Annotated in this window: 12 protein-coding genes; 2 read left to right on the forward strand and 10 right to left on the reverse strand. The window is 61.4% G+C overall.

Annotated features, from left to right (window positions below):
• Positions 1 to 91 precede the first annotated feature (91 nt).
• From ACIPZ5_RS06260 to ACIPZ5_RS06305, 10 genes are all read right to left on the reverse strand, one after another.
• Entirely contained in the window at positions 92 to 2,050 is a 1,959-nt protein-coding gene (locus ACIPZ5_RS06260) for a DUF4105 domain-containing protein (RefSeq protein WP_400807305.1), read from the reverse strand.
• A complete protein-coding gene (locus tag ACIPZ5_RS06265; protein WP_085676648.1) occupies positions 2,047 to 2,367 on the reverse strand; it encodes a DUF2388 domain-containing protein in 321 nt (106 codons plus the stop codon). Before ACIPZ5_RS06265 ends, ACIPZ5_RS06260 begins: the two co-directional genes overlap by 4 nt.
• Before the next feature lie 36 nt (positions 2,368 to 2,403).
• The gene (locus ACIPZ5_RS06270; RefSeq protein WP_261942197.1) at positions 2,404 to 2,697 is read right to left on the reverse strand and encodes a DUF2388 domain-containing protein; all 294 of its coding nucleotides are present in this window, start codon (positions 2,695 to 2,697) and stop codon (positions 2,404 to 2,406) included.
• A gap of 89 nt (positions 2,698 to 2,786) precedes the next feature.
• Positions 2,787 to 3,104, reverse strand: a complete 318-nt coding sequence (locus tag ACIPZ5_RS06275; protein ID WP_261942198.1) for a DUF2388 domain-containing protein — start codon at positions 3,102 to 3,104, stop codon at positions 2,787 to 2,789.
• A 300-nt stretch (positions 3,105 to 3,404) separates the two neighbouring features.
• Complete coding sequence (locus ACIPZ5_RS06280) at positions 3,405 to 3,620, reverse strand: DUF1127 domain-containing protein (RefSeq protein WP_054884336.1); 216 nt, start codon at positions 3,618 to 3,620, stop codon at positions 3,405 to 3,407.
• 352 nt (positions 3,621 to 3,972) lie between these two features.
• Entirely contained in the window at positions 3,973 to 5,466 is a 1,494-nt protein-coding gene (locus ACIPZ5_RS06285) for an acetyl-CoA hydrolase/transferase family protein (protein WP_343594789.1), read from the reverse strand.
• A 186-nt stretch (positions 5,467 to 5,652) separates the two neighbouring features.
• On the reverse strand, positions 5,653 to 7,089 hold the full coding sequence (locus ACIPZ5_RS06290; RefSeq protein WP_261942200.1) for an NAD(P)(+) transhydrogenase (Re/Si-specific) subunit beta: 1,437 nt from the start codon (positions 7,087 to 7,089) through the stop codon (positions 5,653 to 5,655).
• Positions 7,090 to 7,091: 2 nt separating this feature from the next.
• A complete protein-coding gene (locus ACIPZ5_RS06295; protein WP_400807309.1) occupies positions 7,092 to 7,406 on the reverse strand; it encodes an NAD(P) transhydrogenase subunit alpha in 315 nt (104 codons plus the stop codon).
• Between the two features lie 11 nt (positions 7,407 to 7,417).
• Entirely contained in the window at positions 7,418 to 8,539 is a 1,122-nt protein-coding gene (locus tag ACIPZ5_RS06300) for a Re/Si-specific NAD(P)(+) transhydrogenase subunit alpha (protein WP_343594793.1), read from the reverse strand.
• A 409-nt stretch (positions 8,540 to 8,948) separates the two neighbouring features.
• Complete coding sequence (locus ACIPZ5_RS06305; RefSeq protein WP_343594795.1) at positions 8,949 to 9,875, reverse strand: LysR family transcriptional regulator; 927 nt, start codon at positions 9,873 to 9,875, stop codon at positions 8,949 to 8,951.
• A 162-nt stretch (positions 9,876 to 10,037) separates the two neighbouring features.
• Between ACIPZ5_RS06305 and ACIPZ5_RS06310 the strand changes: the two genes are divergently transcribed.
• Both ACIPZ5_RS06310 and ACIPZ5_RS06315 read left to right on the forward strand, forming a co-directional pair.
• Complete coding sequence (locus tag ACIPZ5_RS06310) at positions 10,038 to 11,219, forward strand: acyl-CoA dehydrogenase (protein ID WP_085676655.1); 1,182 nt, start codon at positions 10,038 to 10,040, stop codon at positions 11,217 to 11,219.
• Between the two features lie 14 nt (positions 11,220 to 11,233).
• Positions 11,234 to 12,454 (forward strand): CaiB/BaiF CoA-transferase family protein, encoded by a 1,221-nt coding sequence (locus ACIPZ5_RS06315; RefSeq protein ID WP_343594799.1) that lies wholly within the window; start codon positions 11,234 to 11,236, stop codon positions 12,452 to 12,454.
• Positions 12,455 to 12,870: the final 416 nt, after the last annotated feature.

Genomic DNA, 12,870 nt, shown 5'->3' on the forward strand with positions numbered 1-12,870 from the left:
CCATTTCGCGGGGCAAGCCCGATCCCACAGGTTCGAGGCTTGCGCTGGACCTGTGGGAGCGGGCTTGCCCGCGAAGAGGCCGGTACAGGATTCAGGGTAGCTGCAGGCCGCCAGCTGCCTTGTGCAATGCCCGCAAATGCTCGCCGATCTGCTTCACATTGGCCTCGACCGCAGCAATTTCCTTCGCCCGAGAAGGCTGCAGCAGCGCCCTCACCTCTTTGTCCAGGTCGCTGCTCAGGCGCAACAGCTTGGCCTGCCGCTCGGTACTGACCTGCTCCAGTTGCTTGCGCTCTTCCGGCTGCGGCAACCCATAGCCCTTGGCATCCAGCAACTCGGCCGGGCGGCTCAGGAAGCCGCTGTTGGCGAGCATCTGCTTCAGGGTTTCGTCGGCCTTGTTGATGCTGCCGTCCTTCAGCGCTGCAGCGTTCAGGTACCGCTGTTTCACTTCGTCCTGAGCCAGCAGCAATTGCCGGCGCAGGCTGGCCTGCTCGAGCAGCAGCAAGGCCGCACTGGTGCGCAGATCTGCCTTGTCGAACCACGGGCGCCTTTGTTCTGCATCCTGGGCCAGCCAATCCTCGACCTCGGTCTGCTTGATCGGCAGCTGCTTCCTCAGCACATCGAACATGGCCTGGTAGCGGTCGCGATAGGAGTCGAAGCGATAACCCAGGCGCAGGGCTTCACGGGGGTCATCAAGCACGCTGGTATCGGCCAGCCCCCTCCCCTTCAGCACAGCCAGCAGGCCATTTGGCATGATGTTGTCGAGGTCGTTGAGGCGTGGGTTGGCAGTACCGCTGCGCAGCAGCTTCAACGACTCCACGGCGCAGTTGTTGGACAGGAACCAATAGTTGCCGTCGTAGCTCCAGTGCATCTCGGCGGCCTGGCGTACCAGGTTTTCGATCTCGTCGCGGTTGAGCTTGAGCGGTACCGAGGCCAGGCTGCGCAGTTCAGTCTTGGTGTATTCGTCGATCACCTGGCCCAGCGGCAGCACGAACAGCCGTGAGGGATAGACGCCGACCAGGCCGTCCCAGCTGGATAGCTGCACATCGTTGACGAATGCACGGTAAGACAGCACCAGGCTCTGGTCGAGGTCCAGGCGGCAGTCCGGGCCACGCGGGCGACCGGGTTTGCAGATCACCAGGCGCAGCATGCTGTGGCCCCAGCGGCTGACCAGGTTCTGGTTGGCTTCAGCCAGCAGGAAGTCGACCTGGTAGACCCGTTCTGGGTCGATCTCGCCCAGCGGCTGACGGGCGAAGTCACTGCCGGCATTGATGAACGGCAGGCCCTTGGCGCAGGTGTTCTGCTGTGGCGCCCAGTCAAAGTGGTCACGCAGGTACTGGTTGAGCGCCGGGCGACGGCAGCCGTAGCTCGGGTCCAGGAGGAAATACTCCATGTTGACCGCGATGTATTCCTTGGGGCTGCTCAGTTCATAACTGTCGGGGCTGCGCATGAACTGGGCGTTGTGCTGCTCTCGCTCACCACGTCGGCCAACGTATTGCGGCCAGCCAGCCAGGTCGAGCAGACGCGGGTCGTCGCTGAGGGTAAAGCGGCGTTCGGCTTGACCTCGGCATTCTTCCAGCTGGCCGACCTTGCCCAGCGTGCCTTGCTGTCGCGCGCAGCGGGCGATCAGCGAGCGCTCGGCGCTGGGCCACAGGCGTGCACGATCGTAGATGTGGGTGAGTTCGTGCAGGACAGTGGCCAGCAGCTCCTCGCGCACAGTGCCATGAGGGCGGTTGGTGCGCTTAGTGGCGGCACTGCCGTCAGTCAGGCCCGGCAGCAAGCTGCGGTTGAGTTCGAGGGTCGACACCAGCGAAGCCTGGCCATAGGCATCGGCTGGCATGTTGTCGCTCCAGCTGACCCGGACGCGCCGGTCCAGCCGTTGCTTGAATTGTGGGGGCAGCTTGCCCATGGCCTCGTCGAGCAGGGCCTGGCTGGCTTGGGTCTGTTGCGGATCGAGGCCTGCCGCCTGCAGTTCGAGCTGCAGGTCGGCCAGGGCGGGCGTGCCCAGCAGCGTCAAAGCGCCGCCGAGCAGCCAGGCACGCACGCGGTTCACAGCGCGAGAATGGCTTCGGCCAGTACTTGGTCGCTGGCGTCGCGCGCTTCAGGTACGCGCTCGCGCAGGGTGCTGAAAGCGGCTTCGAGCTGCGCGCCACGGATATCGCCATTGCTGGCGACGAAGCTGGCGGCGTCGTCATGGGCTTCGCGCACGACTTTGGCGTCGCGGATCGAAGTGGTGGTGTCAGAAGTGAAATCGATCGAGCGGCCAAAGGCGCGCACGATGATGTTGCTGGTGGCCACCAGGGTCTGTGCATGGGCCAGGTCGGCCAGCAGCAACATGCCGAGGGTAGCGGCAATCAGCGGTTTACGCATGGAGCATCTCCGAAAAATACAGGGAGTCAGGGGTAGTTATTGGACGAGAATTGCTTCTGCCAGTTCAAGGTCGCCGACGGAGTGCCGGGCGCAGTTGTGGCGCAACGAGTCGAGTGCCGCTTCCAGGCGTGCACCGCGGATCAGGCCATCGCTGGCAACGAATGCCGCAGCATCGTCGCGGGCCTGCCTGACCAGTTTACGGTCGAAGGGGGCGGCGGTGACCTGGCTGGTGACGTAACCGGTGATGACCAGGCCTTGGGTGGTGGTGTCCATGGCGTGGGCGCTGGCCATGCCAATGGCGGTGAGCAGCAACGGCAACAGATAACGCATGAGCTTTCTTGACGGCTTGGGAAATGAACGGCGAAGGCTATCCCAGGCGCGTGAGCCGAAGCCAACGCACCTGCTGTGCAGCGCCTTGATCAGATCGCGAGGATGGCCTGAGCCAGCTGCGCATCACTGGCTTGCAGCTGCGGCATGGTCGAACGGATGTGCAGGAAGGCACTTTCCAGCCGCGCACCACGAATGGCGCCTTGGGTGCCGACGAAGCTGGCGGCGTCATCACGTGCGGCCTGCACGATCTTGTCATCACGGAACGACGAGGTCAGGTCGGAAGTGGCGTCGGTGGAGGCGGCGACGGCGCGTACCACGGCATCAGTGGTGACAACGAAGCTGCTGGCATTGGCGGTGCTGGCCAGGCCGAGCAGCAGGGCGGCGCCAATCAGGTATTTACGGGACATGTTCTTGGACTCCTGGATAGGGTTCTGCTGTATCGGACGCTTGCACAGCCCGTCGCGGTACGTTTTTGACAACTGGTTCTACCAGACTGTTTGGCGAAGCGTATCACGCGGTGCTGTATCTGGATGTTAACGCGAGCCGCAGCGAGCAACTGTTATGGTAATTTTTGACTTCCTGAAAACTGTACATGTTTCTCTTAGAACGGCTCTGAGACGCAGCTTTCGGGCAATAAAAAACCCGCTGCAGTCGCCTGCAACGGGTTGGGGAATTCGCGGTGCCGGCCGTAGCCGGCGAACCGGAGCTTAGCGCCAGAAAGGCTTGCTCAGCTCTTCGTAACGCTGCGACTCGCTGATACCGGCGTCGGCCAGCAGGCGGGCGTCAAGGCGAGCCAGTTGACGGCGGCTGGCCATGCGGCGCTGCCACAGCAGCAGGGTGGAAATAGCACGCAGTGGCAGGGAAGCCTGGGACTGCTGGGCGTTGCTTTCAAAAACCAGACCGGAACTGAGGGTACGTTCCATGATGTTTCATCCTTCCGCTTATGGCGGGATTAGGTAGTGATTTAACTGATGCCAATGATCCTCCTCTGCCGTCCATAACAGTAGATACAGTTCAATGGTAATGCGATGGGCCAGTTAACTGTTTAACCAGACTGTTGCACTCGAAATAGGCGTAACTGTACTGGTCTGCACTGTGGTGGTGCGTTTTTGCTTGGTCGTGGGGATTTACAAGATGAAAAGGCCTGAAAATACCAGTACAGAAGTACAGTTTTAATCAGTAAAGGGCGGGAGGTGTTCCGATGGGCGGGTTTGACTGTACTGGCCCTGTCGCCGGCGTGGCGACGACAAGGCCCGAACAGTTGAGGCGAGTGGATCAGCTGGCGAGCATGCGCCCGGTTTCTTCCAGGTTCTCGTGCCAGCTCAGGGCTTCACGCAGGATGTGCGGGGTATGGCCGCCACGCTGGCAGGCGCGCTCGAAGTAATCGTTCAGCGCTGCGCGGTAGTCCGGGTGCACACAGTTGTCGATGATCGCCCGAGCGCGCTCGCGCGGTGCCAGGCCACGCAGGTCGGCCAGGCCCTGCTCGGTGACCAGGATGTCGACGTCGTGCTCGGTATGGTCAACGTGGCTGACCATTGGCACCACGCTGGAAATGGCACCGCCCTTGGCGATCGACTTGGTGACGAACACCGCCAGGTGGGCGTTGCGGGCGAAGTCACCCGAACCACCGATGCCGTTCATCATCCTGGTGCCACAGACGTGGGTCGAGTTGACGTTACCGTAGATGTCGAACTCCAGCGCCGTGTTGATGCCGATGATGCCCAGGCGGCGGACCACTTCGGGGTGGTTGGAGATTTCCTGCGGGCGCAGGACCAGCTTGTCCTTGTAGCGCTCAAGGTTGCCGAACACGTCGGCATTGCGGCGGGTCGACAGGGTGATCGAGCTGCCCGAGGCAAAGCTCAGCTTGCCGGCGTCGATCAGGTCGAAGGTCGAGTCCTGCAGCACTTCGGAGTACATGGTCAGGTCTTCGAACGGCGACTCGATCAGGCCACACATCACCGCGTTGGCGATGCTGCCGATACCTGCCTGCAGCGGGCCGAGCTTGTTGGTCATGCGGCCAGCTTCCACTTCTTGCTTGAGGAAGTTGATCAGGTGGTCGGCGATACCCTGGGTTTCGTCATCCGGTGGCAGCACGGTGGATGGCGAATCCGGTTGGTCGCTGATGACGATGCCAACGATCTTGGCCGGGTCGATCGGGATCGCGGTGCTGCCAATGCGGTCGTCGACCTTGACCAGCGGGATTGGCGTGCGGGTCGGGCGATAGGTCGGGATATAGATGTCGTGCAGGCCTTCGAGGTTGGCGTTGTGCGACAGGTTGATCTCGACGATCACTTGCTTGGCAAAGATCGCGAAGCTGGCCGAGTTGCCTACCGAAGTGGTCGGCACGATGTGGCCCTGCTCGGTGATGGCCACGGCTTCGATGACCGCGATATCCGGCAGCTTGAGCTGCTGGTTGCGCAGCTGCTCGACGGTTTCCGACAGGTGCTGGTCGATGAACATCACCTGGCCGTCGTTGATGGCCTTGCGCAGGGTGCTGTCCACCTGGAACGGCATGCGACGTGCCAGCACGCCGGCTTCGGTCAGCTGCTTGTCGAGGTCGTTGCCCAGGCTGGCGCCGGTCATCAGGCTGATTTTCAGTGGCGACTGCTTGGCGCGTTCGGCCAGGGCATGCGGCACAGCCTTGGCTTCGCCGGCGCGGGTGAATCCGCTCATGCCGACGGTCATGCCGTCCTCGATCAGGCCAGCGGCATCAGCCGCACTCATTACCTTGCTGTGCAGGGAGGACAAGCGGATACGATCACGGTACATGGATTGTTATCTCGGGCTACTGAAACTACTGAAGCGCAGTCTAGAGATTTCGCCCATTGCCGTCCCACGACCATGGTCGTATGAGAAGCCTTGAAGTAGAGCCGTTGATCCGGATCAATAAAAGAAAAGCCCCGGCAGATTCTGACCGGGGCTTTCTTTATATCAGCGGGTTTGCAGCGGTAGCTGTCACTCCACTGCCTTGACCATGTCTTCGATGACCTTTTTCGCGTCACCGAACACCATCATGGTCTTGTCCAGGTAGAACAGTTCGTTGTCCAGGCCGGCATAGCCGCTGGCCATGGAGCGCTTGTTGACGATGATGGTCTTGGCCTTGAATGCCTCCAGGATCGGCATGCCGGCGATCGGCGACTTCGGATCGTTCTTCGCCGCCGGGTTGACCACGTCGTTGGCGCCCAGCACCAGCACCACGTCGGCCTGGCCGAACTCGGCGTTGATGTCTTCCATCTCGAACACCTGATCGTACGGCACTTCGGCTTCAGCCAGCAGAACGTTCATGTGCCCAGGCATGCGCCCTGCTACCGGGTGGATCGCGTACTTCACGGTCACGCCGTTGTGGGTCAGCTTCTCGGTCAGTTCCTTGAGCGCGTGCTGGGCACGGGCCACCGCCAGGCCGTAACCCGGGACGATGATCACGCTGTCAGCGTTGCTCAGCAGGAAGGTGGCGTCGTCGGCCGAACCGGACTTCACCGGGCGCTGTTCTTTCGAACCTTGCGCCGCGCCGGCATCGGTATCGCCGCCAAAGCCACCGAGGATGACGTTGAAGAACGAACGGTTCATCGCCTTGCACATGATGTACGAGAGGATCGCACCGCTTGAGCCGACCAGGGAGCCGGCGATGATCAGCATCGAGTTGTTCAGCGAGAAGCCGATACCGGCCGCTGCCCAGCCCGAATAGCTGTTGAGCATCGACACCACCACCGGCATGTCGGCGCCACCGATCGGAATAATGATCAGCACGCCCATGATGAAGGCCAGGACCAGCATCAGGGTGAAGGCACTGTAGTGGCCAGTAAAGGTGAAGAGCAGGCCCAGGGCGATGGTGGTCAGGCCGAGGATCAGGTTCAACTTATGCTGACCAGCAAACTGTACCGGTGCGCCCTGGAACAGGCGGAACTTGTACTTGCCCGACAGCTTGCCGAAGGCGATGACCGAACCGGAGAAGGTAATGGCACCGATGGCTGCGCCCAGGAACAGTTCCAGGCGGTTGCCGGTGGGGATCGGGTCGCTGATGGCGGCAACGATGCCCATCGACTGCGGCTCCAGCACGGCTGCGATGGCGATGAATACCGCCGCCAGGCCGATCATGCTGTGCATGAAGGCGACCAGTTCAGGCATCTTGGTCATCTCGACGCGCTTGGCCATGATCGAGCCAGCGGTACCGCCGACCAGCAGGCCGACGATCACGTAGCCGATGCCGGCAGTCGCCAGCTCAGCTCCAAGCTTATAGATAAGTCCAACCGTAGTGAGGATGGCGATCCCCATGCCGATCATGCCGAACAGGTTGCCGCGCCGCGAAGTGGTCGGGTGCGACAGGCCCTTGAGCGCCTGGATGAAGCACACCGAGGCGACGAGGTAGAGGAGCGTTACCAGATTCATGCTCATGCTTACTTCTGCGCCTCGGTCTTGGTTTTCTTCTTGAACATCTCAAGCATGCGGCGGGTGACCAGGAAGCCACCGAACACGTTGACCGCAGCCAGGGCCACCGCGAGGGTGCCCATCAGCTTGCCTGCCGGGGTTACGGTCAGGGCCGCCGCCAGCATGGCACCGACGATGACGATTGCCGAGATGGCGTTGGTAACCGCCATCAGCGGGGTGTGCAGCGCCGGGGTAACGTTCCACACCACGTGGTAGCCCACATAGATGGCCAGCACGAAGATGATCAGGTTGTAGATGCCATGGGAAATCAGCATGTCTTCCATTGTCGTGCTCCTTAGCCGTTCTTGCGGACGACCTGGCCATCGCGGCACATGAGGCAGGCCGCGACGATGTCGTCTTCGAGGTTGATGACCAGTGCGCCGTCCTTGTCGAACAGCAGCTTCATGAAGTCCAGCAGGTTGCGCGCATACAGTGCCGAGGCATCGGCGCCCACCTGAGCCGGCAGGTTGGTCGGGCCGACGATGATCACTCCGTTCTCCTGCACCACCTGGTCGGCAACGGTCAGCGGGCAGTTGCCGCCCTGGGCTGCCGCCAGGTCGATGACCACCGAGCCGGGCTTCATCTGCGCCACGGTATCGGCGCTGAGCAGCGTCGGTGCCTTGCGGCCAGGGATCAATGCGGTGGTGATGACGATATCGGCCTGCTTGGCGCGCTCGTGCACCGCCTGGGCCTGGCGTTGCATCCAGCTGGCCGGCATCGGCCGGGCATAGCCGCCGACGCCTTCGGCGCATTCACGTTCCTCATCGGTCTCGTAAGGCACGTCGATGAACTTGGCGCCCAGCGACTCGATCTGCTCCTTCACCGCCGGGCGAACGTCGGACGCCTCGATCACCGCACCCAGGCGCTTGGCCGTGGCAATGGCCTGCAGGCCGGCAACCCCCGCCCCGAGGATCAGCACGCGCGCGGCCTTAACGGTACCTGCGGCGGTCATCAGCATGGGCATGAAGCGTGGGTAGTGGTGGGCGGCCAGCAGCACGGCCTTGTAACCGGCGATGTTGGCCTGAGACGACAGCACGTCCAGGCTTTGTGCCCGTGAGGTGCGGGGTGCGGCTTCCAGGGCGAAAGCGGTGATCCCGCGTTCGGCCATCTTGCCGATCAGTTCGCTGTTGAAGGGGTTGAGCATGCCCACCAGGAGGCTGCCACTGTTGATCAGGGCCAGTTCCTGGTCGTTGGGAGCGACCACTTTGAGGACCAATTGGGCGCCGTAGGCATCGGCTGCGCTCCCCAGTGAAGCGCCCACGGCCTCATAGGCACTGTCCGGAATGCTGGCGTTGAGCCCTGCCCCCCGTTGGACGGTGACCTGATGGCCCTGGCCAATCAGTTTCTTGATGGTTTCTGGGGTCGCAGCGACCCTTGTCTCACCGGTCTGCGTCTCGAGAGGAACACCAATGTGCACGACTATTTCTCCTGCGGTGACCTTTTGTCTTTGTAAAAGCCAGCACACTGCGGATGGCGCGCTGGGACGGCTGTTGAGCGCCGAGCCCGCCGAATCCAAGGCGGGCGAAGCATTTTGCAGACGAACCCGGGGGCCTTCAACCGGTTCTGGAGCGAAACGAAGTTAAAACTACAAGTCACCCTGTGACCGTATGTCGCAAGTGATAGGCTGCAGCCCGTCAACCATGGGCTATTGGCAGATTAGGGTAAAATTTGAAATTTTTTGCGATGATTTCGCGGATGGGCTGGTGAGTGTCGTAAAACCCTCTGAAAGCCGCGTGTTTAGCGGCTTCGATGGGTTTTTCGATTCACCTGAACAGTTTTCGCTAATGCGACAAAAACGTATATCTGTAGGTGTTTAAAATAATTGACTACAAGGGTAGGTCAGCGCTGTCGCCTCTGTGCGAGGCGGTATAGAGCTGTGCCTGGCTCACCAGCCAGTCACGGAAGGCTCGCAGTGACGCTGACTCGACCTTGCGTTCGGGAATCATCAGATAGTAGGCCTTGTCGCTGGACAGCGCGTACCTGTTAGCGACCACCAGCCTGCCCTCCTCCAGTTCGCGCTGGATCAGGAAGGGTGGGATCAGCGCGACGCCCATCTCGTGCATGGCCGCCTGGGCCAGCATCGAGAATAGTTCATAGCGCGGGCCTGTCATGTCGCCCGCGATATTCAGGCCCAGGCCATTGAACCACTGGCGCCAGGCGTAGGGCCGGGTGGTTTGCTGCAGCAGCGGCAGGCTGGCGATGCGCTGAGCGTCGAGCATGCCCTGCCCGCCCAACAAGGCCGGGCTGCACACCGGCATGGGGTTCTCGCCCATCAGGCGATGGGACTGGGTGCCGGACCAATCGGCATCACCGAAGTAGATGGCGGCATCGAACGGGGTGTCGGCGAACAGGAACGGGCGGGTGCGGTTGGTCAGGTTGACGGTGACCTCGGGGTGACGTTGCTGGAAGTCCTTGAGGCGTGGCAACAGCCATTGAGTGCCGAAGGTGGGCACCACGGCCAGTTCGATCACGTTGGCGCCCTGCTGACGCATCACCGACAACGTGTCGCGTTCCACCGCATCGAGCTGCGCTGCAACCTGTCGGCTATAGGAAAGCCCGGCTTCGGTCAGTTTCACGCCACGGCGTGAGCGCCTGAACAGTTCGACGTTGAGGAACTCCTCCAGCCCAGCGATCTGGCGACAGACGGCACCCTGGGTCAGGGCCAGCTCCTGGGCTGCCTTGGTAAAGCTCTCGTGACGTGCGGCCGCTTCGAAGCAGACCAGTGCGGTGGTGCTGGGGATCTTGCGGCGCATGTACGACAACCTCACTTATAGAGCCGTGAATATGGCGATTTCGAGTATCACGGAGTGACAAAATATCACTTATGCGTGCGCAATCCTCGTTTGTCGTGTTGCCAGATCAGGCCTAGGATCAATGGCACAAGAAACCGCTCCCCTATTTCGAGGATTTCGCTCATGGCCGGTAAAGCAAGCTTCAACTGGATCGACCCGCTGCTGCTGGATCAGCAGCTCACTGAAGAAGAGCGCATGGTGCGTGACAGCGCTTATCAGTTCGCCCAGGACAAGCTGGCCCCGCGCGTACTGGAAGCCTTCCGTCACGAACAGACCGACCCGGCGATCTTCCGCGAGATGGGTGAAGTCGGCCTGCTTGGTGCGACCATTCCCGAGCAATACGGCGGCAGCGGCCTGAACTACGTGTGCTACGGCCTGATTGCCCGCGAAGTGGAGCGCATCGACTCCGGCTACCGTTCGATGATGAGCGTGCAGTCTTCGCTGGTGATGGTGCCGATCAATGAGTTCGGTACCGAGGCGCAGAAGCAGAAGTACCTGCCCAAGCTGGCCTCCGGCGAGTGGATTGGCTGCTTTGGCCTGACCGAGCCTAACCATGGCTCCGACCCGGGCTCGATGATTACCCGTGCCAGGAAGGTCGATGGCGGCTATCGCCTGAGTGGCAGCAAGATGTGGATCACCAACAGCCCGATCGCCGATGTGTTCGTGGTCTGGGCCAAGGATGATGCCGGCGATATCCGCGGCTTCGTGCTGGAGAAAGGCTGGCAAGGGCTCAGTGCTCCGGCGATCCACGGCAAGGTCGGCCTGCGCGCATCGATCACCGGTGAGATCGTCATGGACAACGTATTCGTCCCTGAAGAGAACATCTTCCCGGATGTGCGTGGCCTCAAAGGTCCGTTCACCTGCCTGAACTCGGCGCGGTATGGTATCTCCTGGGGGGCGCTGGGGGCAGCCGAAGCCTGCTGGCACACCGCTCGCCAGTACACCTTGGACCGTCAGCAGTTCGGTCGCCCGCTGGCTGCCAACCAGCTGATCCAGAAGAAGCTGGCCGACATGCAGACCGAAATTACCCTGGCCCTGCAAGGCTGCCTGCGACTGGGGCGGATGAAGGATGAAGGCACTGCGGCGGTGGAGATCACTTCGATCATGAAGCGCAACTCCTGCGGCAAGGCCCTGGACATTGCCCGCATGGCCCGTGACATGCTCGGCGGCAACGGCATCTCCGACGAGTTCGGTGTGGCGCGCCACCTGGTCAACCTTGAGGTGGTCAACACCTATGAGGGTACCCATGACGTGCATGCGCTGATCCTCGGGCGTGCGCAGACCGGCATCCAGGCCTTCTACTGATAAGGAGCCAGTCCATGGGCGCGCTATCTCATCTGCGGGTGCTGGACCTCTCCCGTGTGCTGGCGGGGCCTTGGTCTGGCCAGATCCTGGCGGACCTTGGTGCTGACGTAATCAAGGTCGAGCGCCCGGGTAGTGGCGACGACACTCGCGCCTGGGGGCCACCCTTCCTCAAGGATGCCCGGGGTGAGAACACCAGCGAAGCGGCCTATTACCTGTCGGCAAACCGCAACAAGCGCTCGGTGACCATCGACTTCACTCAGCCAGAAGGCCAGCGCCTTGTGCGCGAGCTGGCGGCCAAGTCGGATATCGTCATCGAAAACTTCAAGGTCGGTGGGCTGGCGGCTTATGGGCTGGATTACCCAAGCCTGAAGGCGATCAACCCCAAGCTCATCTATTGCTCGATCACTGGCTTCGGCCAAACCGGGCCGTACGCCAAGCGCGCGGGGTATGACTTCATGATCCAGGGGCTGGGTGGGCTGATGAGCCTGACCGGCCGCCCGGATGGGGAGGAAGGTGCCGGGCCGGTGAAGGTGGGTGTTGCACTGACCGATATTCTTACCGGGCTGTACTCGACGGTGGCGATTCTGGCCGCCCTCGCCTACCGCGATCAGCATGGCGTTGGGCAGCACATCGATATGGCGCTGCTCGATGTACAGGTGGCTTGCCTAGCCAACCAGGCGATGAACTACCTGACCACGGGTAACCCGCCGCGGCGCCTGGGCAATGCTCACCCTAATATCGTCCCTTACCAGGACTTCCCGACGGCGGATGGCGATTTCATCCTCACCGTGGGTAACGATGGTCAGTTCCGCAAGTTTGCCGAGGTGGCTGGGCAGCCGCAGTGGGCAGATGACCCTCGCTTCGCTACTAATAAGCAGCGGGTGGCGAACCGGGCCGAGCTGATTCCACTGATTCGCCAGGCGACGGTATTCAAGACTACCGCCGAATGGGTGAGCCAGTTGGAGGCTGCCGGGGTGCCGTGTGGGCCGATCAACGACCTGGCGCAGATGTTCCAGGATCCACAGGTGCTGGCTCGGGGGCTGGCGGTAACAATGCCCCATGCGCTGGCTGGGAGCGTGCCGCAGGTAGCCAGCCCGATTCGGCTGTCCGAAACGCCTGTGGAGTATCGGCGTGCGCCCCCGCTGCTGGGCGAGCATACCGAGGCGGTGCTGGGTGATGTGCTGGGAATGGATGCGGATGCTGTAGGGCGTTTGCGCAGCGCTGGCGTGCTCTGACGCTACATAGAGCTATTGAAGAGCGGGGAGGCCGTCAGGCCTCCCCGCTTTGCTTTTCAGCGATATTGAAGTTTCTTGAAATTAAGGGTTGACGCGCTTTCGAATCCCCTTATAATGCGCCCCACTTCCGACGTAGTCGAAACGAAAAATTCCTTGAAATTCAATGAGTTGGACGATTCAGGTAGTATCGGAAGTGCTTCGATCGAATGATCGATAGCGGTTGAAGTGAAGGTTGACAGCGGTTTTAAACGCTGTATTATGCGCCTCCCGCTACGAGAGATCGCAGCGAGTCAAGTGTTTGAAGCTAAACGAGTTTCTCGCAAAAAACTTCAAAATAAACGCTTGACAGCAAATGAGGAAAGCGTAGAATGCGCGCCTCGGTTGAGACGAAAAGCTCTTAACCAAACGCTCTTTAA

Origin of the sequence: Pseudomonas sp. NPDC089428, assembly GCF_044749325.1 — a bacterium.
Classification (GTDB): Bacteria; Pseudomonadota; Gammaproteobacteria; order Pseudomonadales; family Pseudomonadaceae; genus Aquipseudomonas.

Bases quoted from the DNA above. Each gene is read 5' to 3' on its own strand.
- ACIPZ5_RS06315 (WP_343594799.1), top strand. From the start codon at position 11,234: ATGGGCGCGCTATCTCATCTGCGGGTGCTGGACCTCTCCCGTGTGCTG.
- ACIPZ5_RS06310 (WP_085676655.1), top strand. From the start codon at position 10,038: ATGGCCGGTAAAGCAAGCTTCAACTGGATCGACCCGCTGCTGCTGGAT.
- ACIPZ5_RS06295 (WP_400807309.1), bottom strand. From the start codon at position 7,406: ATGGAAGACATGCTGATTTCCCATGGCATCTACAACCTGATCATCTTC.
- ACIPZ5_RS06285 (WP_343594789.1), bottom strand. From the start codon at position 5,466: ATGTACCGTGATCGTATCCGCTTGTCCTCCCTGCACAGCAAGGTAATG.
- ACIPZ5_RS06265 (WP_085676648.1), bottom strand. From the start codon at position 2,367: ATGCGTAAACCGCTGATTGCCGCTACCCTCGGCATGTTGCTGCTGGCC.
- ACIPZ5_RS06280 (WP_054884336.1), bottom strand. From the start codon at position 3,620: ATGGAACGTACCCTCAGTTCCGGTCTGGTTTTTGAAAGCAACGCCCAG.
- ACIPZ5_RS06270 (WP_261942197.1), bottom strand. From the start codon at position 2,697: ATGCGTTATCTGTTGCCGTTGCTGCTCACCGCCATTGGCATGGCCAGC.
- ACIPZ5_RS06290 (WP_261942200.1), bottom strand. From the start codon at position 7,089: ATGAGCATGAATCTGGTAACGCTCCTCTACCTCGTCGCCTCGGTGTGC.
- ACIPZ5_RS06305 (WP_343594795.1), bottom strand. From the start codon at position 9,875: ATGCGCCGCAAGATCCCCAGCACCACCGCACTGGTCTGCTTCGAAGCG.
- ACIPZ5_RS06275 (WP_261942198.1), bottom strand. From the start codon at position 3,104: ATGTCCCGTAAATACCTGATTGGCGCCGCCCTGCTGCTCGGCCTGGCC.